The sequence below is a fragment of the Polynucleobacter sp. AM-25C3 genome, from assembly GCF_018882335.1.
GTDB lineage: Bacteria > Pseudomonadota > Gammaproteobacteria > Burkholderiales > Burkholderiaceae > Polynucleobacter.
The window spans coordinates 42,531-65,572 of record NZ_JACVOS010000012.1 but is presented as its reverse complement, the minus strand read 5'-3'; the positions used below and the strand labels follow the sequence as shown (position 1 = coordinate 65,572).

General features: G+C 47.5%; 25 protein-coding genes. 7 read left to right on the top strand and 18 right to left on the bottom strand.

The features are described 5' to 3' along the window. The coding region (locus tag ICN12_RS08860) for a phasin family protein (RefSeq protein WP_216272140.1) at positions 1-708 on the top strand (708 nt) is incomplete at its 5' end. A 90-nt stretch (positions 709-798) separates the two neighbouring features. On the opposite strand, the gene ICN12_RS08855 is transcribed toward ICN12_RS08860, so the two are convergent. After that, positions 799-1,881, bottom strand: coding sequence for a TRAP transporter substrate-binding protein (locus tag ICN12_RS08855; RefSeq protein WP_216272139.1), 1,083 nt, complete (start codon positions 1,879-1,881; stop codon positions 799-801). A gap of 18 nt (positions 1,882-1,899) precedes the next feature. After that, positions 1,900-3,201, bottom strand: coding sequence for a metalloprotease PmbA (gene pmbA, locus ICN12_RS08850; protein WP_370625007.1), 1,302 nt, complete (start codon positions 3,199-3,201; stop codon positions 1,900-1,902). A 71-nt stretch (positions 3,202-3,272) separates the two neighbouring features. On the opposite strand from pmbA, the gene mog reads away from it, so the two are divergent. Next, entirely contained in the window at positions 3,273-3,896 is a 624-nt protein-coding gene (mog, locus tag ICN12_RS08845) for a molybdopterin adenylyltransferase (protein WP_216272137.1), read from the top strand. A 13-nt stretch (positions 3,897-3,909) separates the two neighbouring features. Here mog and orn read toward each other — a convergent pair whose 3' ends face one another. Further along, a complete protein-coding gene (gene orn, locus ICN12_RS08840) occupies positions 3,910-4,497 on the bottom strand; it encodes an oligoribonuclease (protein WP_216272136.1) in 588 nt (195 codons plus the stop codon). A gap of 15 nt (positions 4,498-4,512) precedes the next feature. Here orn and ICN12_RS08835 point away from each other — a divergent pair, with 15 nt between their 5' ends. Together ICN12_RS08835 and rsgA are read left to right on the top strand one after the other, a co-directional pair. After that, positions 4,513-5,763, top strand: a complete 1,251-nt coding sequence (locus tag ICN12_RS08835) for a M48 family metallopeptidase (protein WP_216272135.1) — start codon at positions 4,513-4,515, stop codon at positions 5,761-5,763. A gap of 23 nt (positions 5,764-5,786) precedes the next feature. Next, on the top strand, positions 5,787-6,800 hold the full coding sequence (gene rsgA, locus ICN12_RS08830; protein ID WP_216272134.1) for a ribosome small subunit-dependent GTPase A: 1,014 nt from the start codon (positions 5,787-5,789) through the stop codon (positions 6,798-6,800). Here rsgA and ICN12_RS08825 read toward each other — a convergent pair. The 6 genes from ICN12_RS08825 to rpsP all read right to left on the bottom strand — a co-directional run bounded on the left by ICN12_RS08825 (position 6,745) and on the right by rpsP (position 10,722). Next, on the bottom strand, positions 6,745-7,704 hold the full coding sequence (locus tag ICN12_RS08825) for a CobD/CbiB family protein (protein ID WP_216272133.1): 960 nt from the start codon (positions 7,702-7,704) through the stop codon (positions 6,745-6,747). The two genes, rsgA and ICN12_RS08825, sit on opposite strands and share 56 nt — an antisense overlap. Beyond that, positions 7,701-8,438 carry a CoA pyrophosphatase gene (locus ICN12_RS08820; protein WP_216272132.1) on the bottom strand — a complete coding sequence of 246 codons (738 nt, stop codon included), beginning with the start codon at positions 8,436-8,438 and terminating at the stop codon, positions 7,701-7,703. Before ICN12_RS08820 ends, ICN12_RS08825 begins: the two co-directional genes overlap by 4 nt. Positions 8,439-8,501: 63 nt before the next feature. After that, positions 8,502-8,903, bottom strand: coding sequence for a 50S ribosomal protein L19 (rplS, locus tag ICN12_RS08815; RefSeq protein WP_216272131.1), 402 nt, complete (start codon positions 8,901-8,903; stop codon positions 8,502-8,504). 126 nt (positions 8,904-9,029) lie between these two features. Continuing rightward, complete coding sequence (trmD, locus tag ICN12_RS08810; RefSeq protein WP_216272130.1) at positions 9,030-9,776, bottom strand: tRNA (guanosine(37)-N1)-methyltransferase TrmD; 747 nt, start codon at positions 9,774-9,776, stop codon at positions 9,030-9,032. 43 nt (positions 9,777-9,819) lie between these two features. After that, the gene (rimM, locus tag ICN12_RS08805; protein ID WP_216272129.1) at positions 9,820-10,383 is read right to left on the bottom strand and encodes a ribosome maturation factor RimM; all 564 of its coding nucleotides are present in this window, start codon (positions 10,381-10,383) and stop codon (positions 9,820-9,822) included. A 93-nt stretch (positions 10,384-10,476) separates the two neighbouring features. Beyond that, on the bottom strand, positions 10,477-10,722 hold the full coding sequence (gene rpsP / locus ICN12_RS08800; RefSeq protein WP_215325477.1) for a 30S ribosomal protein S16: 246 nt from the start codon (positions 10,720-10,722) through the stop codon (positions 10,477-10,479). A 253-nt stretch (positions 10,723-10,975) separates the two neighbouring features. Here rpsP and ICN12_RS08795 point away from each other — a divergent pair, with 253 nt between their 5' ends. Both ICN12_RS08795 and ICN12_RS08790 read left to right on the top strand, forming a co-directional pair. Continuing rightward, positions 10,976-11,500 carry an META domain-containing protein gene (locus ICN12_RS08795; protein ID WP_216862176.1) on the top strand — a complete coding sequence of 175 codons (525 nt, stop codon included), beginning with the start codon at positions 10,976-10,978 and terminating at the stop codon, positions 11,498-11,500. A gap of 39 nt (positions 11,501-11,539) precedes the next feature. Further along, complete coding sequence (locus tag ICN12_RS08790; protein WP_216272128.1) at positions 11,540-11,986, top strand: hypothetical protein; 447 nt, start codon at positions 11,540-11,542, stop codon at positions 11,984-11,986. 40 nt (positions 11,987-12,026) lie between these two features. Here ICN12_RS08790 and ICN12_RS08785 read toward each other — a convergent pair whose 3' ends face one another. The 5 genes from ICN12_RS08785 to ICN12_RS08765 are packed head-to-tail and all read right to left on the bottom strand — an operon-like array spanning position 12,027 to position 18,225. After that, positions 12,027-13,814: an acyl-CoA dehydrogenase gene (locus tag ICN12_RS08785; protein WP_216272127.1), complete on the bottom strand. Its 1,788-nt coding sequence runs from the start codon at positions 13,812-13,814 to the stop codon at positions 12,027-12,029. 36 nt (positions 13,815-13,850) lie between these two features. Beyond that, positions 13,851-14,795, bottom strand: a complete 945-nt coding sequence (locus ICN12_RS08780) for an electron transfer flavoprotein subunit alpha/FixB family protein (protein ID WP_216272126.1) — start codon at positions 14,793-14,795, stop codon at positions 13,851-13,853. Further along, on the bottom strand, positions 14,796-15,545 hold the full coding sequence (locus ICN12_RS08775; protein WP_216272125.1) for an electron transfer flavoprotein subunit beta/FixA family protein: 750 nt from the start codon (positions 15,543-15,545) through the stop codon (positions 14,796-14,798). It lies immediately after the preceding gene. A gap of 58 nt (positions 15,546-15,603) precedes the next feature. Continuing rightward, a complete protein-coding gene (locus tag ICN12_RS08770) occupies positions 15,604-17,256 on the bottom strand; it encodes an acyl-CoA synthetase (RefSeq protein ID WP_216272124.1) in 1,653 nt (550 codons plus the stop codon). Positions 17,257-17,304: 48 nt separating this feature from the next. Continuing rightward, positions 17,305-18,225: a histone deacetylase family protein gene (locus ICN12_RS08765; protein ID WP_216272123.1), complete on the bottom strand. Its 921-nt coding sequence runs from the start codon at positions 18,223-18,225 to the stop codon at positions 17,305-17,307. Between the two features lie 83 nt (positions 18,226-18,308). On the opposite strand from ICN12_RS08765, the gene mltB reads away from it, so the two are divergent. After that, positions 18,309-19,604, top strand: a complete 1,296-nt coding sequence (mltB, locus tag ICN12_RS08760; protein WP_216272122.1) for a lytic murein transglycosylase B — start codon at positions 18,309-18,311, stop codon at positions 19,602-19,604. 20 nt (positions 19,605-19,624) lie between these two features. On the opposite strand, the gene cysM is transcribed toward mltB, so the two are convergent. From cysM to rfaE1, 4 genes are all read right to left on the bottom strand, one after another. Then, positions 19,625-20,536 carry a cysteine synthase CysM gene (gene cysM / locus ICN12_RS08755; protein WP_216272121.1) on the bottom strand — a complete coding sequence of 304 codons (912 nt, stop codon included), beginning with the start codon at positions 20,534-20,536 and terminating at the stop codon, positions 19,625-19,627. 41 nt (positions 20,537-20,577) lie between these two features. Beyond that, positions 20,578-20,973 (bottom strand): ComEA family DNA-binding protein, encoded by a 396-nt coding sequence (locus ICN12_RS08750; protein WP_216272120.1) that lies wholly within the window; start codon positions 20,971-20,973, stop codon positions 20,578-20,580. Between the two features lie 97 nt (positions 20,974-21,070). Continuing rightward, positions 21,071-22,090 (bottom strand): ADP-glyceromanno-heptose 6-epimerase, encoded by a 1,020-nt coding sequence (rfaD, locus tag ICN12_RS08745; protein ID WP_216272119.1) that lies wholly within the window; start codon positions 22,088-22,090, stop codon positions 21,071-21,073. Further along, positions 22,087-23,016, bottom strand: coding sequence for a D-glycero-beta-D-manno-heptose-7-phosphate kinase (rfaE1, locus tag ICN12_RS08740; RefSeq protein ID WP_216272118.1), 930 nt, complete (start codon positions 23,014-23,016; stop codon positions 22,087-22,089). The genes rfaD and rfaE1 overlap by 4 nt, the downstream gene beginning before the upstream one ends. Positions 23,017-23,042: the final 26 nt, after the last annotated feature.

The window sequence follows — 23,042 nt, the reverse complement described above, 5'->3', positions numbered from 1 at the left end:
CTCGGCTTGTTTGAGGATGGCCATGATTTGGCTATCGGTAAAGCGGGAGGTTTTCATAGAATTTCCTTTAAATCAAACAACTTAGAAATTCTACTTTTAACTCAGGTTAAGGGGCGGGGGTATTACCGAAGCACCATGTCTAACTATTCATTTGCAGTAAACCCAGCCAAATCAATTGAAGCCGTGCGTGCTTTGGGTCAAACGGCATTGGGAAATGCGCAGGAATTAGCTCAAATTAATTATCAAGTGGCGCAAGAATTGGTAAGCACAGCTCAAGCCAAGGCAGCTGAATTATTGAAAAGCCAAGATCCTAAGGCGGCATTAGAGTTGCTACAAGGCGAATCCGTACAAGAAGCCATTGCTCAAATTAAAGAGTACCAAGACAAGGTTACTCAGGTATTGCGTCATGGAAATGAAGAATTGGTTGATGCTATTGGTGCACTGATTGATCAATCACAGGATGATTTGAAGGAATTCGTAGCGGCAGCCACTTCAAAAGCACCCGCTGGTTCTGAAGCGTTTGTAACTGCTTTTACCACTGCATTTAATGCTGCAATTCAACACTTTGACCAAGTTCGCTCTACTACTCAAGCAGCATTTGCAAACTTTGAAAAGAGTGCAGAAACAGGGTTGAACTCAGCTCAAGGTCAACTTAGCCAAGTAGTCAAAGCGCATAAAGCTACTGCAAAAAAGGTAAGTGCCAAGTAATTGGAGTGAGTGCTTAACTCCACTGCCACTCAGAAATACTAAACCTGCCTCGGCAGGTTTTTTGTTGTCCACGAAGATCTTGCTCTAATATCAAAGCTTCTTCGCAAAACTGTACTGTGCAAAGGCCTGCTCTGCCACGTTAAACCACTGCGCTTCCATGTTTCTAAATACACGATAGTCCTCGAAGATTTTCTTGAACTGAGGATTTTTAGCAGACTCTTCAGCGTAGGTTTGTTGAGCTGCTTTAAAGCATGCATCTAGAACTGAGGTATTGAACTTTCGCAACACTGCGCCATTCTGAATAAGACGCTGCAATGCGGGTGGATTTAAGGCATCGTACTTCGCACACATATCGGTATGCGCTTCAAAGCAAGCAGCCTCCCATGCCGCTTGATAAGAAGGCGGCAATGAATCCCACTGCTTCTTATTGACCAAGAATGAGAGTCCAGCCGCACCCTCCCAGAATGCAGGGTAATAGTAATTTTTTGCTACTTTAGCCAAGCCTAATTTTTCATCGTCGTAAGGGCCAACAAATTCAGCAGCATCAATCGTGCCTTTTTCTAGAGCTGAATAAATTTCGCCAGCAGGCAACTGCTGCGGAACAACGCCTAACTTAGCAAGCACTTGCCCCGCAAAGCCAGCAATACGGAATTTGAGCCCTTTGAGATCTTCTGGTGATTTGATTTCTTTACGGAACCAGCCACCCATCTGCGTACCTGTTTGTCCGCCCAGGAAATTCACGATGTTGTAGCTGGCGTAAAGTTCACGCATGAGCTTCATACCATTGCCATGCAACATCCAGGCAGATTGCTGGCGCGCAGTCATGCCAAAAGGGGCGGCTGTGTCAAAAATAAAGGCGCTATTTTTTCCAATGTAGTAGTAACTTGCCGTGTGACCGCACTCTACTGTGCCGTTCTGAACTGCATCCAATACTTGCAGCGCTGGAACCACTTCCCCAGCTGCAAAAATCTTGACATTAAATTTGCCATCAGTCGCTTTACGCAAGGCGCTAGCAAACACTTCTGGGGTGCCAAACAAGGTATCCAAAGATTTAGGGAAGCTCGATACCAAGCGCCAATTCAGCGTTGGCAGGCTCTGCGCAATCGATGGGCCAGCTAAAGCTGCCGCGCCAGCGCCAATAGTGGCTTTCTTTAAAAAGGAACGTCTTTGCATTATTTTCTCCTCTGAATTTTATTTTCCACCAACCGTCATTGATCCAATCAAGATAGAGCCCGTTTCTTTGGTGCCCCGGATTAAGGTGTCACTACCAATCATCTGAATATCCATCAGCATATCGCGCAAGTTGCTGGCAATCGTAATTCCTTCAACTGGGTATTGAATCTCCCCGTTCTCTACCCAGTAACCAAAGGCGCCACGAGAGTAATCACCAGTGACGTAGTTCACGCCCTGCCCCATGAGCTCGGTTACCAGCAAGCCGGTACCCATTTCTTTGAGGAGTGCAGGCAATCCGCCTTTAGGCGTCTTCCGACTTTGTAATGTCAGGTGATGAGAACCACCGGCATTACCGGTTGTTTTCATACCGAGTTTTCTGGCGGAATATGTTGATAAGAAGTAGCCTTGCAAAACCCCTTTTTCAACTACGGTTCTTGCGGAAGTCTTCACACCCTCTTCATCAAAGGGCGCACTTCCAGTCATCGACTTTAGGTGCGGATTTTCAAAGAGACTGACATGCTTAGGTAATACTTGCTTGCCCAAGCTATCCAATAGAAAACTAGAGCGACGATATAGAGCGCCACCTGATACCGCCTGCACCAAGCCACCCAATAGGCCAGCCGCTAAGGGTGCCTCAAAAATAACTGGGCAACGACGGGTGGTTAAGGAGCGCGCTTTTAGACGTGAGAGTGCGCGCTCTGCAGCGTACTTACCAATCGCCCCTGGATCAGCCAACTCCTGTGGAATGCGCGAACTGGAATACCAATCATCTCTTTGCATGCGGGATTTTTTACCGCCCTCGTTGGCAATTGGTGCACATGAAATGTAGTGGCGCGAGAACGGGTAGCCCCCCATAAAACCATGGCTTGTTCCCATCATGAAATGCGCATGATGCGCTGATACCGAAGCGCCATCACTATTCTGAATTTGCTTACTCACTGCAAAAGCAGCGCCTTCTGCTGTACGAGCAATATCAATTGCCGTCGCAGAATCCAAATCCCATGGATGAAATAAATCGAGATCCAAAGGATGCTCTTCTAGGAGCGATTTTTCAGCAGGACCGGCACACAAATCTTCTGCTGTATGTTGAGCAATATGGTACGCAGCCTCGACCGTTGCCTTTAAGGACTCTTTAGAGAAATCACTCGTACTAGCGTTGCCTCGATGGTGTCCCAAAAAAACCGTAACACCAACCTGCTTGTCTAGACTTTGCTCAATCGTCTCGACCTCGCCTTTGCGAACGGTGACTGAAAGACCCTGACCTTCGGAAATCTCTGCGACAGCATCTGAGGCACCCCGTCTTTTGGCCTCTTTGAGCATGAATTCAATGATTTCTTGAAACTGATTTGATGAGTATGTAAACATGCCCTAATAATAGCTAGAATAGAAACATGAAGCATACCGAAGCCTGGAAAAGATCCTCCCCTAACGAAATCAAAATTGGCCTGATCTCGATCTCCGATAGAGCAAGTAAGGGCGTTTATACAGATGAGGGGATTCCTGCCCTGAAATTGTGGCTGCAGACTGCCATCAGCACCCCTTGTGTCTTCCATGAGCGCCTGATTGCCGATGAACGGGAGGTTATTGCCGAAACTATCGTAGAGCTTTCAGACGATCTTGGGTGTGATTTAGTCCTGACTACAGGCGGTACAGGCCCCTCCCGAAGAGATGTAACCCCTGAGGCCACAATGGATGCGGGAACCCGGGAAATGCCCGGATTTGGCGAGCAAATGCGTCAAATTAGTCTGCGCTTTGTACCCACCGCCATTTTGTCCCGCCAGACGGCTATTTTGCGAGAAATCGAGGGACATACTGCCCTCATCATTAATCTGCCAGGCCAACCTAAATCGATCAAGGAAACGCTTGAAGGATTGAAGGATGCTGAGGGCAAATCGATTGTGCCCGGCATCTTTGCTGCCGTACCTTACTGCATTGATCTCATTGGTGGTCCATATATCGAAACGGATGAGACCATCATCAAGGCCTTTAGACCTAAGAGCGCCATCAAGAAATAAGGTGGATGCTAGATTACTCTGGCAAGGGCACGATAAATTTATCGCGGTAGTACTTCAGCTCTTCAATGGATTCTTCAATATCCGCTAACGCGGTATGAGCCTGCTTTTTGGTAAAACCTTTGACTAGCTCGGGATGCCAACGCTTACAGAGCTCTTTTAAGGTTGAGACATCAATATTTCGATAATGAAAGAAGGCCTCTAGTTTTGGCATGTACTTCGCCATAAAGCGTCGATCTTGCCCAATCGTATTGCCACACATTGGCGCGATACCTGGTTTGATGTATTTCTTCAGGAAGGCGATACATTCAGCCTCAGCAGTGGCTTCATCCGTTGTTGAGGCCCTGACCTTATCAATTAGGCCTGAGCGCCCATGGGTACCCTTATTCCAAGCATCCATTGCATCTAACAAGGCTTCATCTTGATGCACCACCCACACAGGGGCGGTTGCAATGGTATTGAGGTGCGCATCGGTCACGATCACCGCAATTTCCAAAATGCGCTCTTTTTCAGGGTCTAAACCGGACATCTCCATATCCACCCAAATCAGGTGCTCATTGGCTGGTGGCGTCTTTACTGCCGGGGTAACTGTTTTTTCACTCATATCTATAATCATCTCATGACATTCACAATTATTTTTCTAATCGCCTTTATCGCCAGCTTTGGTCTACGCCACTGGTTGTCCCAACGCCAAATTCATCACGTCGCCATCAACCGCGATGTAGTGCCCGCAGAATTCGCCTCTCAGATTTCTTTAGAAGAACATCAAAAGGCTGCCGACTACACCATCGCTAAACTCCGCTTGGGTATTTTAGAGAATGGCGTCAGCGCCATTATTTTGATCGCCTTCACTCTTTTAGGTGGATTGCAGATTCTCAATATGGGTCTCTTGCAATTGCTAGGCGAAGGCATTGCACAACAAATAGCCTTGCTTGTTTCCATTGTGCTCATCTCCGGAATTATTGACCTGCCCTTCTCTTGGTACAAACAGTTTTATCTTGAGGAGCGTTTTGGCTTTAATCGTATGAATGGCAAACTCTTCTTCAGCGACATGTTCAAGGGTCTTGGTGTTGGTGGCGCAATTGGCGTTCCTCTTCTTTGGGTCATCCTTAGTCTCATGGCTCAAGCTGGTGATTTATGGTGGCTCTGGGCTTGGGGCGTCCTCACGGCCTTTAGTCTTTTAATGCAATGGATCTTCCCAACATTTATTGCGCCTATTTTTAATAAGTTTCAAGCTCTAGAAGAAGGCCCACTCAAGACTCAAATTGAAGCTTTGCTAAAGCGTTGTGATTTTGCAAGCCAAGGTCTGTTTGTCATGGATGGCAGTAAACGCAGCGCGCACGGCAATGCATTTTTTGCCGGCATGGGTAAAGCCAAACGGATTGTCTTTTTTGATACCTTGATTGAAAAGCTCAATCCCGGCGAAGTAGAAGCCGTGCTTGCGCATGAGCTTGGTCATTACAAGTGCAACCATATCCGTAAGCGCTTGTTGGTTTCTTTTGCCCTGAGCTTTGCGACGTTTGCTCTCTTAGGATGGATTAGCACGCAGCCTTGGTTCTACAGCGATCTCGGCATCATGCCCAACCCCAATGGCTATAACGGTGGCTTGGCTTTAGCGCTCTTCATGTTGGTATCGCCCGTATTTAGCTTCTTCCTGACTCCGTTATCCAGCCTAGCATCGCGCAAACACGAATACGAGGCAGATGGATTTGCTGCAGATAAATCTTCTGCAACTGATTTAGTTACCGCACTGGTAAAGCTATACCAGGACAACGCTTCCACCTTGACGCCTGATCCGATCTACACCGCTTTTTATAGTTCGCATCCTCCAGCCCCATTACGCATTGCCAATCTCAAACGTTTTAACTGAGTAATCTGGAATATATTTAGTTAATGGAACAATTTCACGCACTACTAACTGCCTCCTATGGAAGGCATTATTTAGCGCAGCGCTTAGTGCAAGATGCGCGTGGAAATGAATCCCCGGTTGGTGAATTAATTCAAGTGAGTACGCCAGCCAAGCAGCACATTGGCGCGGTTGGTGATCGCATGTTGCTAGAGATGACCTCAGTTGATCAAGCACGCATTATTCGTATTGAGCCACGAGAAAATTTACTCTATCGATCTGATGCCTTTAAAAGTAAATTGATTGCCTCAAACGTAGATCAAATATTGGTCGTGCTTGCTACGCAACCTGCCTTCTCGCCAGACCTCTTAGGTAGAGCAGTTGTAGCGGCAGAGACCAATCAAATTGGTTTGCATATTCTGCTCAACAAATGCGACCTCAAAGATAACTTAGAGCACGCACGCAAAATCATTGCGCCCTATGCACGTATGGGCTATCCCGTTACCGAGGTCTCCGCCAAGTTTGATGAAGCTTCTATAGAAGCCCTACGCCCTGCTATTTGCGGGAAAGTATCTGTGTTTGTAGGGCAATCAGGTATGGGTAAATCCAGCTTGCTGAACGCCTGGGTTCCCAATGCAGCAGCTATTACGCAAGAGTATTCAGTGCGCTTGGATACCGGCAAACACACCACCACGGCCTGTCGCTACTTTGAGCTGCCAGAGGCTTGGGGTCGTGATGCCAGCGGCAAATTGGGTGCTTTGATTGATTCTCCGGGCTTTCAGGAGTTTGGCTTGGCGCACATGTCAGTAAGCGAACTCGAACATGCCTTTAGGGAGTTTCATGACTTGCTAGGCAAGTGCCGCTTTCATAATTGCGCGCACCAAACTGAGCCGGACTGTGCAATAAGAGAAGCGGTAGACAGAAATGAAATAGCACCAGAAAGACTGGCGCTATTTAGACAATTGCGTTCTGACTCAAAAACTGCCGATACGCAGATTCAGGGAATTAGCCAAGCCAAAGAGCGATGGTCAGCATTAGCAATAAAGCCATCCAAGCGATAACCAAGCGCCACACCAAACCAATGGCTGAACGCATTGTGCGCTCATTGGGCTCCAGACCTACTTCATAGACTACTGGCTCACCAGCTTCAGCCATACGTAAGGCTTCATCACTATCAGGCTCGCTCATAGGCTCACCCAAGCGAACACCTAAAGCGCCACTACCCGATGCCAAGATCACTGCGGACAAAGAGTCAGACCATTTGCCAGTCAGGTGACGCCATGCATAGACTGCGCCTTCAAAGTTACCTACGATCGCAAAGCCCATCGCAGTAATGCGAGCTGGAACCCAATCTAATACGTAGAAGAAATGACGCGCAGCTTCACTTAAATTGAAATCGCCTTTTTCTGACCAGCGCAGAGCAGCAGTGTCAGCCAAGCGATACAAGACCACGCCCGCAGGGCCCATTGGCATCATGAACCAGAACAGCACGCCAAACACATGGTGATGAGAACCGATGATCGCGCGCTCCAAAGCCAATGAAATTACTTCAGTCTCAGTGAGATTGGAGGCATCTAACTCTGGGCCATACCACTCAGCTAGCGCTAAGCGAGCCGCTGGCAAGTCGTGATTTGCAATTGCTTCATGAACCAATGTGAAGGAGTGACTAAATTGGCGAAAGCCAAAAAATAAATAGGCAATTACTACGTTCCACAAGAATCCCAAAATGGGGAAGGTCACCATGAAAACAACGTAAAGCACAAAGACCAAGAATGTCGGCAAAATGAAGGCAACTAAACAGGCCATGCGCGCACCAACAGGGCTTGCGCCTTGTTCAGTCTTGCCGCCGAATTCGTCGGCAACCCAATCCAGCCAGCGAGCGCTAATACGCGCAATCCAATGATTGGCGGTCACTGGGCGATATTGCTCAGCAATGAGGGCGAAGAGAATAGAAAAGAAAGTCATACTTTTAATAAATGATAAAGGTTACGCAACATTCCAGCAGTAGCACCCCAGATAAAACGATTTTCATAGGGCATTGAATAAAACCGACGACTACCCTGATCACTCTCCCAGACCCGCACTTGATGATTTGCAGGATCCATTAAAAAATGTAAAGGCACTTCAAAAACATCTGCCACTTCAAAAGCATCTAAGACATATTCTGCCTGAGGTTTCACCAATCCTACAACTGGCGTCACACTATAGCCCGAAACAGTTAAATACTGGGGTAAATGGCCGATGATCTCCACACCCGCTCGATTAAGCCCAATCTCCTCCTCACTTTCTCTCAAAGCGGTGTCATTGGGGCTGAAATCACCCGGATCCATCCGCCCACCAGGGAAGCTAATTTGTCCGGCATGGTCGTGCAAATGATCGGTTCTTTGAGTTAGAAGCACAGAGAGCCCATCACTCTTCAGTAGAAGCGGAATCAAAACTGCAGCGCGGGTCACCTTTCCAGCAGCCTGGCGCCTCTGAATAATTTCCGCCGCAATAACTTGTCGATTCTCATCAGTGATCTCTGGCTGCCAAACCGGCGGACTCTGAAAACGATCCCGTAAATTGAATGGATCCAAAACATGAGCTGCTACTTTTGACTGACTTGCACACACCTCATGAATCGGAATTGCTTGGGCATCAAAACCCGCAGGCACAGCAACGCTGAATGCCTGATCTTGGGGGTTTGATTTCTGAGTCATGGCGTTATTTTAGGGCAATAAAAAAGGCAGCCTAGGCCGCCTTTTTTTGCATTAAAGCCAACCTTATTCCGCTACAGTCTCAGCAACTACTACTTTAACTTTACGAGCAGGAAGCTTCTCTTTAATACGTGCAGACTTACCTGAACGATCACGCAAGTAGTACAACTTCGCACGACGTACATCACCGCGACGCTTCACTTCAATGCTAGCGATCAATGGTGAGTAAGTTTGGAATGTACGCTCTACACCTTCGCCAGATGAAATCTTGCGAACGATAAAGCTGGAATTCAGTCCGCGATTGCGCTTAGCAATCACAACGCCTTCAAAGGCCTGGGTACGCTTACGTGTACCTTCAACTACGTTTACACCAACAACTACTGTGTCGCCGGGAGCAAAACTTGGCAATACTTTGTTGGCACTTAAGCGAGCAATTTCTTCTTGCTCAATTTTTTCGATCAAATTCATTATTAATCCTTAAACATCTTGTCAGCGTTTAATCCCGAGACTTTCATCAACGGACCAGACAGAGGATGCAGTTAAAACCATTTCACTAAATCAAAACACAAACACTTTATTCAAAACCATAATTACTTACAGCGTTCGAAGAAATTGCTCATCTTCTTTACTTAGCAACCCATTGGCTCTTGCCGATTTAATTAAATCAGGCCTAAGCCTTAACGTCAGCTCTAAAGACTTCTGCCGACGCCAATCTGCTATTTTAGCGTGATGTCCGCCCAAAAGCACGTCCGGAACAGATAAATTTTCATATATTTCTGGGCGGGTGTAGTGCGGATAGTCCAAAAGGCCATTAATAAAGCTGTCTTGGACAGCTGATTCACCATCGCCCAAAGCTCCAGGAATGAGGCGAATTACCGCATCCATCATGGTCATGGCCGGCAATTCACCGCCAGAAACCACAAAATCACCCATAGAAAGCTGTAAATCGATGTTTCGATCGATAAAACGCTGGTCAACAGCCTCATATCGACCGCAAATAAAGGTTAAATTGCCGTAATTGAGGATATCTGTCGCTATCTTCTGAGAAAAGACCTCCCCTTGAGGGGCGAGAAGGCAAATTGGGCCAGAAACAACGTTTTGAGATTGATGAGCTGCTTTAACAGCAGATATCGTATCTTCCAGTGGTTTTGCCATCATGACCATGCCGGGACCGCCACCATAGGCGCGATCGTCCACAGTCTTGCGGGGATCGGTGCAGTAGTCTCGAGGATTCCAGAGGTTCACGCTGGCAAGGACTTGCTCACAAGCGCGCCCAGTAATACCCCACTGCGTTAACGCAGAGAACATTTCAGGGAATAAGGTGACTACATCAAAGCGCATAGTAGGAATAGAGCATCAAAGACTGTTTACCAGGCCAATTGGACTACCAATCAGCTTGCCAATCCAGTGTAATGAGCTTGTTTGGCAAGTCAACGTTCTGCACCGTTTCTTTTACGAAAGGTACTAGCTGTTTTACTGTTTTGGTTTCTGGATCGCCAAGGGCAATGATTCCATGCGCGCCGTTATCGTTCACATCAATCACTTCACCCAGACTTTCGCCTTGGAGATTAATTGCTTTGCAACCGATCAGATCAACCCAGTAATAGCTATCGTTTTCTGCCTTTGGAAATACATCACGCGCAACTAAGATGCGTGCACCTTTTAAAGCTTCAGCTTGATCACGATCAGTAATGCCATCCAAGGCAATAACTACCGTACCGCTATGCATCTTGGCTAGCTTCACCTTGTATAACTTTAATGATGCTTGCTCATGAGACGCAGCAACACCCGCACTCCGACGTGGAATGAGTGATAACCACAGTTCTTTGCTAGATAAGAGGGCTACGGGATCGGGAGAATGAGGGCGAACCTTAATCTGACCCTGTAAGCCTTGGGCGTCTTGAACAGCACCAAGCTCAATCAAATCATCTAGGGAAGGTGTATTCATATTGAAGCCACCGCTACTCCCCAAATAACACTACCAGTAAATTCTGCTACCAAAGACTTTGTCGCTAAGAGAAAGTCTTTGGAATTGAAGTCTTTAGACTGCAGGATTGTTTTTGATCAAACGAACTACTGTTGGAGAGATCTGCGCGCCAACACCAGTCCAATAGGTCAAACGATCTTGAGCAATACGCATTGCTTGCTCAGTCTCTGCTGCCTGTGGATTGAAGTAACCAATACGCTCGATAAAGTTCGAGTCGCGACGATTGCGCTTGTCTGTAGCCACGATGCTATAAAAAGGGCGCTTCTTTGAACCGCCGCGTGCCAGTCGAATGACGACCATACTTATTCCTTAAAATCTAAAATGAAAACAGGTTGATTACAACCCAATGAAATTACTGCAAAATCTTGGGCTCCAGCTAACTGAGCAAATGAACAAAACAAATGCACGGTATAGCGGAAAACCTCATATTCTAGACGAAAACCTCTACTTGATCCACCTATTTAAGCGGGCACCTTTTTAGCTTCAACAGTAGAATAGAAACCAGTAATTCATAAAATAATTATTAAAAACAATAACTTACAGAAATATCCCCATGAAAACCGCCATTTTTAGACCCTTTAAAGGCCCTATAAAGCGCATTTTTCTCATTCTTTCTTGTCTCGGTTTAGCTTTTTTGACGGGCTGCGCCAATGTCATTCCACCCTGCACTGCCAAAACCAGCCCTCCTAGTAGCGAGTTCCGAAACACGAAGTGGGAGCTGGTTCGCTGGAATTTAGCGCCCAATGCTAGGGGTGAGGTTCGCACTCGACAAATCCCCCTAGGTGACAACAGCAACCCCATTCAAATAGTTTTTGATGTTGATGGTGAGCGCATGAGCGGATCAACGGGTTGCAATCGCTTTACTGCACGCATTACCGAAGATGCCCGAGGTTTTACTCTTGATCAAATCACCAGCACCAAGATGGCCTGCACACCACAACGCATGGAACTCGAGAATGACTTCCTATACGAATTAAATGATTACCGTACGATTGTGCGCAATGGCGATCAGTTACTCATGATTGGCGCCGATCGTGAAGTCCTCAGCTTTATGCAAAAAAGTAATTCCGCAAAATAAATTATTTGATTGATTCAATATTCATTACCGAAAGCCTGAATGAAAAAATACAAACTGCTGTTCTGCTCCCTCGGATTATTTTTTCCTGGCACTGGCTTGAATTGTTTTTATTTGCAAGGCCTTAAGTCCTTCTGGGGCTGGGCGCAACTCTTTTCCTTCATCGGCGGAATCGCTGGTTGGCTGATTCTCAAAGATACGCACTTCCACTCTGCACCGGGTTGGGTGTTAATCACTTTTGGCTTCATCACACTAGAAGCTAGTTGGTTAACTACCATCGCTTTCGGCTTGCGCCCTGATGAAAAATGGGATGCGCAATTTAATCCTAGATTAGATCCTAGTCGCGCCACCAGATCGGGCTGGCCGGTCGTGCTCACGGTGATTTTTTCTTTGGTATTTGGTGCGGGTGTGATGATGACATTCCTAGCAATTGCTTTTGAGCAATTCTTTATCTCGCAATTGCTAGAAGCAAAAAAGCTATCCCAATAATGCAGATAGCTTTTGGAGGAGCAGCAACAGTTTTTAAATCTTAAAACTGCTCCGCTGTCAGTGCATTTGTAGATTGACCGCTCTCTAGAATCGAGATTGCCAAAGCCTGAGCTTGCGGTAACAAGTTTTCTGCAAAGAAACGCGCAGTAGCAATCTTGGCATCAAAGAAGTTCGGGTCCCCCGCGCGTAATTCTTGGGCAGCCAATAAGGCACGGGCCATTTGCCACGCACCCAATACCAAACCACATAAACGCAAGTAGGCAAAGCTGCCTGCATACACTGCCTTGATATCAGTCTTGGCATTGGCCACAATATACGCAACAGCAGATTCAAACGCTTCGCGAGCCGCAGTCAATTGCTTTAATACTGCTTTTGCATCAGCAGTGCCACTGCTTGCCAAATCTGTTTCAGTTTGCATGATCTTTTCTGCAAACGCTTTTGCAGTTACGCCACCATCACGTACTGTTTTTCTGCCAATCAAATCATTTGCCTGAATGGCTGTTGTGCCTTCATAGATCGTCAGAATACGGGCATCACGATAGTATTGCGCGACACCCGTCTCTTCAATGAAGCCCATGCCACCATGAACCTGAACACCCAAACTCGCAACCTCAATTGACATCTCAGTGGAGAAGCCCTTCACAATCGGCACTAGGAACTCATATACCGCTTGATTCTGTTTGCGCGCAGCTTCATCAGGAGAAGCATGCTGTGCATCATAGGCTGCAGCAGCGTAATAAGCCAAAGATCTAGATGCCTCAATGTAGCCACGCATCGTCATCAGCATCCGCTTGACATCTGGCTGATGAATGATTGCTACAGGGCCTGGAGAACCAGCAAGATCACGACTTTGTACGCGATCTTTTGCATACTGAACTGCTTTTTGGTATGCGCGCTCTGCTACTGCGATGCCTTGCATGCCCACCGCAAATCGGGCAGCATTCATCATGACAAACATGTATTCCAGGCCACGATTTTCTTCGCCGACCAAGTAGCCGATTGCGCCACCATGATCACCAAATTGCAACACTGCGGTAGGGCTAGCCTTAATGCCCAACTTATGCTCGATAGAGACGCAGTGAACATCGTTGCGCTCACCCAAAGAGCCGTCCGCATTGACCAAGAACTTGGGCACCACAAATAAAGAAATGCCCTTCACGCCTTCTGGCGCATCCGGTGTTCTAGCCAACACGAGATGGACAATATTTTTTGCCATGTCGTGCTCACCATAAGTGATATAGATCTTGGTGCCAAAAATTTTGTATGTGCCATCACCTTCAGGAACAGCACGGGAACGCACCATCGACAAGTCTGAACCAGCTTGAGGCTCAGTGAGGCACATTGAACCAGTCCACTCACCAGAAATCATCTTGGGAACATAACGCTCTTGTAACTCAGGGCTGGCTGCAGTCAACAAGGCTTCAATCGCCCCATCAGTCAACATCGGGCATAAGGCAAAAGAAAGGCTTGCTGAGTGAACCATCTCAAAACAAGCAGTAGCAATGAGTTTTGGTAAGCCTTGACCACCGAATTCTGCGGGATGCACAACGCCTTGCCAACCGGCCGCAGCAAACTGCTCAAAGGCCTCTTTAAAGCCCGGAGTAGTAGTTACAACACCATCCTTTAGTGAACTGGGATTCTGATCACCAGGCCAATTGAGTGGGGCCACAACATCTTGATTAAATTTAGCGGACTCTTCCAAAATCGCTGGCGCCAAATCCACATCGGCGCCTGCCTCTGCATAGGAAGGATAGGAGACAACCTCAGATAACCCCGCTAATTCGTTCATCACAAACAGCATGTCTTTCACTGGGGCTACGTATGGCATAAAACTCCTATCAATCAGTCGAGGGTAATAAAGGGCTTAAGGAAGTAAATTAATTAATTCGGGAACGGCAGTATTTAAATCGGCGACTAAGCCATAGTCAGCCACGCTAAAGATGGGCGCTTCTGGATCTTTATTAATTGCTACGATGACTTTAGAGTCTTTCATACCTGCCAAGTGCTGGATCGCACCAGAGATACCAACCGCCACATAGAGTTGTGGAGCAACAATTTTGCCAGTTTGACCCACTTGATAGTCATTGGGTACATAGCCAGCATCCACTGCAGCGCGTGATGCACCTAAGGCTGCGCCCAACTTATCAGCCAGGGGCACAATAATCTCTTGATATTTTTCGCCAGAACCTAGACCGCGACCACCGGATACGATAATTTTGGCGGCAGTCAATTCTGGGCGGTCTGATTTAGTGAGCTCGCGCCCTACAAAAGAAGATGAAGCAGAATTGCCTACAGCTTGCGCAACAGATTGTTTTTCAACAGCGGCAGAGCCACCACTTGCGGCAACAGGATCAAAGCCGGTGGTACGAACGGTAATGACTTTTACAGGATCGCTTGATTGCACAGTAGCAATCGCATTACCTGCGTAAATTGGACGCTCAAAAGTATCCTCACTAATGACCTTAGTAATGTCAGATAACTGAGCTACGTCTAACTTAGCCGCAACGCGTGGAAGTACATTCTTACCATTCGCAGTTGCTGGGGCCAATACATGGCTATAGCCACTAGTAATGGAGAGGATTTGAGCGGCCAAAGGTTCGGCTAATTGGTCTGCCAAGCTTGGGTCATCTACCTGAATCACTTTGCGAATGCCGGCAATTTGACTCGCTGCGGTGGCAACTGCATCAGCGCCACTACCAGCAACCAGAATGTCGACCTCAGCAGAGCACTGCAGAGCAGCAGCTACCGCATTGAGCGTAGCGGCCTTTAAAGAATGATTGTCGTGTTCAGCAATAACAAGTGCGGCCATTTAAATCACCTTCGCTTCATTTTTAAGTTTTTCTACCAGAGCGGCTACATCGGCCACCATCACACCAGCTGAGCGCTTCGGCGGCTCTTCTACTTTGAGGGTTTTGAGGTGTGGGGCAATGTCAACACCAAGCTCTTCAGGCTTTACTACTTCAAGAGTTTTCTTCTTGGCCTTCATGATGTTGGGTAAGGTCACATAACGCGGCTCATTCAAACGCAAGTCTGTTGTGATGACTGCGGGCAATGTAATGGCGATAGTTTCCAAACCACCATCCACCTCACGAGTCACACTGGCCTTGCCGTCAGCAACGACTACCTTAGAAGCAAAAGTCGCCTGTGGGATATCCATCAGGCTAGCCAACATCTGACCAGTCTGATTGCTATCGTCATCAATCGCCTGCTTACCCAGGATCACGATCTGCGCCTGCTCTTTTTCAGAGAGCGCTTTGAGAATTTTGGCAACAGCCAGGGGCTGTAATTCTGCGTCGGTCTCTACCAGAATAGCGCGATCAGCGCCAATGGCTAAAGCAGTACGAAGCGTTTCTTGGCATTGCGCAGGACCAGCAGAAACCACCACCACTTCAGTAGCAACACCCGCTTCTTTTAAGCGAACCGCCTCTTCTATGGCGATCTCATCAAATGGGTTCATGCTCATTTTGACGTTGGCTAGATCAACGCCAGAGTTATCTGACTTCACGCGAATTTTAACGTTGTAATCAACGACGCGTTTTACCGCTACTAAGATTTTCATTCTTGATTCTCTATTTTTGAGTAACTTTTCTATTTTATCTGTCTAGGGCTATCTTGATCTAAACGTCGATTGCTGAAGCGGAACCAGCCTGCTTGCGAAGTTCAAATTTTTGGATCTTGCCAGTAGAAGTCTTTGGCAGCTCACAGAAGACAATCGCCCTGGGCACCTTAAATCCAGCCAGATGTTGCTTGCAATGGGCGATGATGTCGGCTGGCGTGACTTCCATGCCCGGCTTGATCTCCAGAAAGGCGCATGGCGTCTCACCCCACTTAGGATCAGGCTTGGCAACCACTGCTGCTGCAATCACAGCGGGATGACGATAAAGCACATCCTCTACTTCGACCGAGGAAATATTTTCACCACCAGAAATGATGATGTCTTTACTACGATCCTTCATCTTCACATAGCCATCGGGATTCATTACAGCCAAGTCCCCCGAATGGAACCAGCCTCCCTCAAACGCCTCTTTGGTCGCCTTCTCATTCTTAAGGTAGCCCTTCATGGCGATATTGCCCCTGAACATAATCTCACCCATAGTCTCACCATCAGCGGGAACTGGCTCGAGGGTTTCAGGGTCAAGAACAGCAATCGCCTGTTGCATGTGATAGCGAACACCTTGACGTGCATTAAGACGAGCTCTCTCGCCAATATCAAGGTCATTCCACTCATCTTGCTTTACACAAACGGCTGCAGGCCCGTAGACCTCCGTTAAGCCATAGACGTGGGTCAAATCAAAACCTAACTTTTCCATACCTTCGATGATGGATGCTGGAGGTGCAGCGCCTGCGATCAACCCTTTTACACCACTAGGTACACCTTCTTTTAATTCATCAGGGGCATTAACCAATAGGTTGTGCACAATCGGGGCTGCGCAGTAATGCGTAACCCCATGATCTTTAATGGCGGCAAAAATATGCTGAGCATCAACGCGACGCAGGCAGACATTAATACCGGCACGGGCCGCTATCGTCCATGGGAAACACCAGCCATTGCAATGGAACATCGGAAGCGTCCATAGATAGATTGGGTGCTTATTAATATCCCAATCCAAAATATTGGACACGGCATTAATGGCAGCGCCACGATGGTGATACACCACCCCTTTGGGGTTGCCAGTTGTGCCTGAGGTGTAGTTCAAGCAAATGGCTTGCCACTCATCTGCCGGGACCTGCCAAGCAAACTGTGGATCGCCTTCGGCCAAGAGTTTTTCATAAGTCAACTTACCCAGCTTTTCACCAGGAACATCAAACTCTTTTTCTTCAACATCAATGACTAAGAACTCACGACCACTTTCTTTTTTCGCAATCTCGAGGGCCTTTTTCATCACCGCGGAAAACTCAGGATCCACGATCACGACTTTTGCCTCGCCATGATTTAGCATGAAGGCAACTGACTCCGGATCAAGGCGCGTATTTAAAGCATTCAATACCGCCCCAGCCATTGGAATACCGAAGTGGGCCTCAACCATGGGCGGCGTATTGGGCAACATCACAGCCACCGTATCACCCAGTCCAATGCCATGTTGTTGCAAGGCGCTCGCTAAGCGACGGCAACGCTCATAAGTCTGACCCCAAGTCTGACGCAGCTTGCCATGAACGATCGCCAGCCGATCCGGATAAACCTCAGCCGACCGCTCAAGAAACAACAGTGGAGTAATCGGAGTGAAGTTTGCGGGGTTACGCTCTAAACCCTGCTCAAAAATATTGGTCATGTATTCCTTAAGTATTCATCTTTTTTAAATCGGGATTTCTCATTGCGCTTAAATGTCGGCAAGCGCCTTAACGTGCGCCACCACACTACGGCCTAAAGCAGAAAGGTTGTAACCACCCTCTAGACAACTAACGATACGGCCCTGGGCATATTGGTTTGCAATGACCTTGAGCTGCCTAGTAATCCAAGCATAGTCATCCTCAACTAAACCCATTTGCCCCAAGTCATCCTCACGATGGGCATCAAACCCTGCGGAGATGATGATGAGTTGTGGCTCAAAATCACGCAAACGTGGTAACCACTGCTCCTCTACTGTGGAGCGTACAACATCACCGCGTGTAGATGCTGGAAGCGGGACGTTCACCATATTATTTGCTCCATCTAATCCACTATACGGATAAAACGGATGCTGAAAGAAGCTGCACATAAGCACGTTGGGATCATTGAAAAATGCCGCCTCAGTCCCGTTGCCGTGATGGACATCAAAATCGATGATGGCCACACGCTCGATGCCGTATGTCTCGATCGCATATCGCGCTGCTACGGCGACATTGTCAAAAATACAAAATCCCATTGAGCGATTTGGCTCAGCATGGTGGCCCGGTGGACGAATGGCACAAAATACATTCTCGACCTCACCCCTCATTACCGCATCAACACCAGCGATGGCCGCGCCCGCCGCACGAAGAGCGGCGCTCCAAGTATGGGGGTTCATAATGGTATCGCCATCGAGCATGAAATAACCACTAGCTGGTGAGCGTTCTTTCACAAAGGCAATATGCTCTGGGCTGTGAACCAACTCTAGTTGCTCCTCGGTTGCTAATGGCGCGTCCAAATGGTGCAAGAAGCGGTCGATGCCGCTTCTAATTAACTGATCATTAATTGCCTGAATACGCTCTGGGCACTCGGGATGGTGGCTGCCCATCTCATGTTTTAAAAAATCTGGATGAGTTATGTATCCTGTTGTCATTACTAGAAATCCTCAATAGCAAAACTGTAATTTTTATAATTTAATAAAACCCGTCAACCTCTCAAAAACCCATTTTCTTATCCATGAATTTTCGCGTCTCCTACCTTGCTGCCACACTATTCATCGTGCTACTTCTGGGCGCCTGCTCTAGCATCCCCACACAACAAGTTAGCCCTACGGAGACTATCGTAAACCAGTCTGAGGATGCCGCTACAGAAGCCCGAATTAGCCAGAACCTAAACCAGCTAATAAGCCAAATTGCTCAAACCCAAGAAATCCCCCAGGCAACGCTTGAAGCCAGCTTCCTAGATGCTAAAACGATTCCTTCCATACGCAAATTGGTGTTACCCCCATCGGGTAGCTTTAAAAAGAATTGGGTTGCCTATCGCAAGCGCTTTATTGAGCCGATTCGTCTTCAGGCTGGCAAAGCCTTTTGGGAGCAAAACCAGGCATTCCTGAACAAAGTTGAGCAAGAATCTGGAGTACCGGCCGAGGTAATTGTGGCCATCATTGGGATCGAAACCATCTATGGACGCCAAACTGGGAGCTTTCGGGTAAAGGACGTACTAAGCACCCTTGCATTTAGCTACCCAGATACACCCAATAAAGCGAGTCGCGAAAAGCTATTTCAGGATCAGCTGCGGGAGTTAATCCTCATGTGTTGGTCCGAAGGCGGCGGGACTCTGCCAGCTAAAAATAGCAGTCAAGGCTTGAACCAGGCCCGCTTTAACGCCTGCCTGAATCAAAACAGCTCCTATGCTGGCGCCATTGGATTACCCCAATTTATGCCCAGTAGCATTCGTAGTTTTGCAGTGGATGGGGATGGGGATGGTCGCATCGACCTAAAACAAAGCCCTAAAGATGCCATCGCCAGTGTTGCCAACTTTATGAGAAAGCATGGCTGGCAGCCAGGTATGCCGATTTACTTCCCCGTACAGGAAACGGCTATCAGCGAAGCTAAGGCATTAGCTGATGGTGAGCCTCAACTGAAGTACACCATTCAAGAGCTCAATGAAAAAGGGATTTTGACTAAGGCGCAAGGCGACCTTCAAGTGGGCGGTGTTGAGCCGCAAAGCAAAGCACTCATCGTTGACCTTCCTTACCCCGACAAAGATGGGAATGATCAAGTGCGCTACGTAGTAGGCCTAAACAACTTCCTGACGATTGTGCAATACAACCGCAGCTATTTTTATGCCCAAAGTGTTGCCGAGTTCGCAGAAGCCCTGGGATATAAGAATCAAAGCGTAGTACCGGTCGCTCCAACCAAAGCAAACACTAAAGAAACAAAGTCAGAAGTAAAGTCAGAAACCAAATCGACTGAGCCAGTCAAAGCGAAGCCCAAGAAATCTACTGCCAAGAAAAAGGTAAGGCAGACTTAAATCGCTAGAATCTGAAATTCTTATGCGGGAAATACTCCGGTGGAGAGATAGCGATCACCACGATCGCACACAATAAAGACAATCGTGGCATTTTCTACTTGACGAGCAATTCGTAAGGCAACCACTAAGGCTCCACCAGCTGAAATGCCGCAGAAGATACCCTCTTCAGCAGCTAGACGACGGGCCATCTCTTCCGCATCTGCCTGAGACACGTACTCGATACGGTCAACCTTGTCGCCCTGATAAATCTTTGGCAAATACTCAGGGGCCCATTTACGAATACCGGGGATCTGCGAACCATCTTCTGGTTGTGCACCAATAATCTGAATGTCCGGATTCATGGACTTCAGATAAGTGGAGACTCCAGTAATCGTCCCGGTAGTGCCCATTGCCGAAATGAAGTGGGTGACCTGCCCATCAGTATCGCGCCAGATTTCTGGGCCAGTAGTTTCAATATGAGCGCGAGGGTTATCGGGATTGGCAAACTGATCGAGCAATCTGCCGCGACCTTCTTTTTGAAGTTGCAATGCATAATCACGAGCAAACTCCATACCACCAGAGGCTGCCGTCAGAATTAGCTCCGCACCATATGCAGCCATACTTTGCCGACGCTCAATACTTTGATTTTCAGGCATCACTAAAACCATCTTGTAACCCAACATGGCCGCAGTCATTGCCAAAGCAATACCAGTATTGCCACTGGTGGCCTCAATCAGAGTGTCGCCAGGTTTAATATCGCCACGCTCTTGTGCGCGCAGGATCATCGACAGCGCAGGTCGGTCTTTCACCGACCCGGCTGGATTATTACCTTCTAACTTTCCTAAAATCAGATTATTTTTGGAATCGTTCTCGGCACCCGGAATGCGTTGCAAGCGAACCAAGGGTGTATTACCCACGGTCTGTGAAATAGTTAAGTAAGAAGGTGTGCTCATGAAACCATTTTAGCCATAAGCCAAGCTAGACGTAAAAGAGCTTAATTTCGGCGATTTGGCGTCGCACGATCCGGATTATGGCGAGAGTTGCTTTGACCACGCGAACTGCGTCTCCCAGTACCGGAGGCTTCCTTATTGGTGCGACCATGCGGCTCACGAAAAGAACTGGGCGCTTCGATGGTTAAGCCGTTATCCACCATCTTTTCTACGGATTTCATACCAATACCACGAACGCGCTTTTGCAAATCATTGGCATCCTGAAAATGCCCTCCATCCAAACGCTCTGCAAGAATAGTTTTTGCTTTGGATGGGCCTATGCCCTTAATGCTCTCGAGTTCAGTTTGGGTTGCGGTATTTACATTAATTGGGGAGGCGGCAGCCAATCCTGAAACTGCAACTAATACTGAAAATACTAAAGACTTTAATAATTGATTCATTCGATCTCCATCAGTTAATAAAAAATCCACTCACAACAAGTGCAAGTGGATCAGTTACAACGAATGAGGATGAGAACTGTTGACTGTTTTTTAAAGACTAGAGTGGGCTTGCTAAGAAATCTGCATTGGCTGATAGCCAAGCGATATAACGACTGACACCCTGCTCAACATTCAGGAAGGGCTCTGTGTAACCTGCTGCTCGCAGTTTCGTTAAATCTGCCTGTGTGAAGCACTGGTATTTACCTTTGAGTGCTTCAGGGAAAGGAATGTACTCAATCGCCTTTTCTTTGACCAACTCTTCTAGACTGGCAGGATTGGCATTATCGATCTTGCGCATAGCGTTTGCTACTGCATGGGCAACATCATTAAATGGCTGAGCGCGACCACTACCCAGATTGAAGATGCCACTGATTTCTGGGTGATCCAAGAAATAAAGATTTACTTTTACTACGTCTTCAACTGAGACAAAGTCACGGCTTTGTTCACCAGGCCCATAGCCACCATACTCGCCAAAGAGTTTTACCTTGCCATTGGCTTTGTACTGGTGATATTGATGAAAAGCGACAGAAGCCATGCGTCCTTTGTGGGACTCACGTGGGCCATACACATTGAAATATCGAAAACCAACTACTTGCGCAGTATTGGATTTTTCAGCAAAGCGCTTACGCATTACTTGATCAAATAAGAACTTGGAGTAACCATAGATATTTAACGGCTTCTCATGCTCACGACTCTCTTCAAATACATCGGAGCCACCATAGGTCGCCGCCGAAGAAGCGTAGAGCAACTGCACCTTTTGCTCAGTACAAATATCGAGTAAATCCATGGTGTAACGGAAATTATTTGCCATCATAAAGATGCCATCCGTTTCCATCGTGTCTGAACACGCACCTTCATGAAAAACTGCCCTCACCTTGCCAAAGCGACCACTTCTAAATGCCTCTAGAAACTCGTCTTTATCAAGATAATCAATGATGTCTAAATCAGCTAGATTGCGATACTTATCTGCGGGACGCAAATCATCAACTGCAATAATATTTTTTTCGCCCCGTGCATTGAGAGCCTGAACAATATTAGCGCCAATAAATCCTGCGGCTCCGGTCACGATAATGGTCATTGCAATTCCTCAGAAGTAACTGTGGCTGTTCCTAGCTTTCCAACTACGATGCCGCCAGCGCGATTAGCCAAAGCCATCGCTCTTTCCAGCGGCCATCCCGCTGCAAGTGCTACCGCAAGAGTTCCAATGACGGTATCACCAGCACCAGATACATCAAACACTTCTCGTGCCTGCGCCTTGACGTGGCTCACACCGGCCTCGGTAAATAAACTCATACCCTCTTCAGAGCGAGTAAGGAGGAGCGCCTCGAGGTTTAAAGATGTCCGAAGGTCTTGTGCTTTCTTGGTGAGATCTGCTTCGCTAGTCCATTGGCCAACTACTTGGCGCAACTCACTGCGATTAGGTGTCAATACAGTAGCGCCGCGATATTTAGCGTAATCATCGCCCTTAGGGTCGACCAGTATCACTTTCTTCTGAGCGCGAGCTTGCTCAATCATCAAGGCTACTTGACCTAAAGCGCCTTTGCCGTAGTCAGACAAAATCACCACATCTGCATCACCAATGAGCTTTTCATAACGCTCGAGCTTATGAGCCAAAGCTGTCTCACTAGGCGCCTCTTCAAAGTCTAGGCGAATGAGCTGTTGCTGTCTTGCAATCACGCGCAGCTTCACGATAGTTGGAACTTTGCCATCTATTTCAAGTTGACTATTAACACCACTAGACTTCAACAGTTCCGTAACGCGACGCCCTGGCTCATCATCACCAATCACACCCAAGATGGTTGTCTTTGCACCGAGAGCAGCTACGTTACGAGCCACGTTGGCAGCGCCGCCTAAACGCTCATCAATCTTACCCACCTGAACCACTGGAACAGGAGCCTCAGGAGAAATGCGACTAGTATCACCAAACCAATAGCGATCGAGCATGACATCACCCACTACCAGTAAGCGGGCTTTAGAAAATTGTTCTCGGTTGGCTTTTTCCACGGGGCACTAATCTCTCTAATGGATTC

What these genes read in the sequence shown, in the direction of transcription:
- rsgA (WP_216272134.1), top strand. Translation starts at nt 5,787, where the DNA reads ATGGAACAATTTCACGCACTACTAACTGCCTCCTATGGAAGGCATTAT.
- ICN12_RS08825 (WP_216272133.1), bottom strand. Translation starts at nt 7,704, where the DNA reads ATGACTTTCTTTTCTATTCTCTTCGCCCTCATTGCTGAGCAATATCGC.
- trmD (WP_216272130.1), bottom strand. Translation starts at nt 9,776, where the DNA reads ATGCGCTTTGATGTAGTCACCTTATTCCCTGAAATGTTCTCTGCGTTA.
- mog (WP_216272137.1), top strand. Translation starts at nt 3,273, where the DNA reads ATGAAGCATACCGAAGCCTGGAAAAGATCCTCCCCTAACGAAATCAAA.
- ICN12_RS08780 (WP_216272126.1), bottom strand. Translation starts at nt 14,795, where the DNA reads ATGGCCGCACTTGTTATTGCTGAACACGACAATCATTCTTTAAAGGCC.
- mltB (WP_216272122.1), top strand. Translation starts at nt 18,309, where the DNA reads ATGAATTTTCGCGTCTCCTACCTTGCTGCCACACTATTCATCGTGCTA.
- cysM (WP_216272121.1), bottom strand. Translation starts at nt 20,536, where the DNA reads ATGAGCACACCTTCTTACTTAACTATTTCACAGACCGTGGGTAATACA.
- rpsP (WP_215325477.1), bottom strand. Translation starts at nt 10,722, where the DNA reads ATGGTCGTCATTCGACTGGCACGCGGCGGTTCAAAGAAGCGCCCTTTT.
- ICN12_RS08820 (WP_216272132.1), bottom strand. Translation starts at nt 8,438, where the DNA reads ATGACTCAGAAATCAAACCCCCAAGATCAGGCATTCAGCGTTGCTGTG.
- ICN12_RS08775 (WP_216272125.1), bottom strand. Translation starts at nt 15,545, where the DNA reads ATGAAAATCTTAGTAGCGGTAAAACGCGTCGTTGATTACAACGTTAAA.
- ICN12_RS08750 (WP_216272120.1), bottom strand. Translation starts at nt 20,973, where the DNA reads ATGAATCAATTATTAAAGTCTTTAGTATTTTCAGTATTAGTTGCAGTT.
- ICN12_RS08765 (WP_216272123.1), bottom strand. Translation starts at nt 18,225, where the DNA reads ATGACAACAGGATACATAACTCATCCAGATTTTTTAAAACATGAGATG.
- ICN12_RS08790 (WP_216272128.1), top strand. Translation starts at nt 11,540, where the DNA reads ATGAAAAAATACAAACTGCTGTTCTGCTCCCTCGGATTATTTTTTCCT.
- pmbA (WP_370625007.1), bottom strand. Translation starts at nt 3,201, where the DNA reads ATGCTCAAAGAGGCCAAAAGACGGGGTGCCTCAGATGCTGTCGCAGAG.
- ICN12_RS08855 (WP_216272139.1), bottom strand. Translation starts at nt 1,881, where the DNA reads ATGCAAAGACGTTCCTTTTTAAAGAAAGCCACTATTGGCGCTGGCGCG.
- ICN12_RS08770 (WP_216272124.1), bottom strand. Translation starts at nt 17,256, where the DNA reads ATGACCAATATTTTTGAGCAGGGTTTAGAGCGTAACCCCGCAAACTTC.
- ICN12_RS08795 (WP_216862176.1), top strand. Translation starts at nt 10,976, where the DNA reads ATGAAAACCGCCATTTTTAGACCCTTTAAAGGCCCTATAAAGCGCATT.
- rfaD (WP_216272119.1), bottom strand. Translation starts at nt 22,090, where the DNA reads ATGACCATTATCGTGACCGGAGCCGCAGGATTTATTGGCGCTAATATT.
- orn (WP_216272136.1), bottom strand. Translation starts at nt 4,497, where the DNA reads ATGAGTGAAAAAACAGTTACCCCGGCAGTAAAGACGCCACCAGCCAAT.
- rimM (WP_216272129.1), bottom strand. Translation starts at nt 10,383, where the DNA reads ATGAATACACCTTCCCTAGATGATTTGATTGAGCTTGGTGCTGTTCAA.
- ICN12_RS08785 (WP_216272127.1), bottom strand. Translation starts at nt 13,814, where the DNA reads ATGCCATACGTAGCCCCAGTGAAAGACATGCTGTTTGTGATGAACGAA.
- rplS (WP_216272131.1), bottom strand. Translation starts at nt 8,903, where the DNA reads ATGAATTTGATCGAAAAAATTGAGCAAGAAGAAATTGCTCGCTTAAGT.
- ICN12_RS08835 (WP_216272135.1), top strand. Translation starts at nt 4,513, where the DNA reads ATGACATTCACAATTATTTTTCTAATCGCCTTTATCGCCAGCTTTGGT.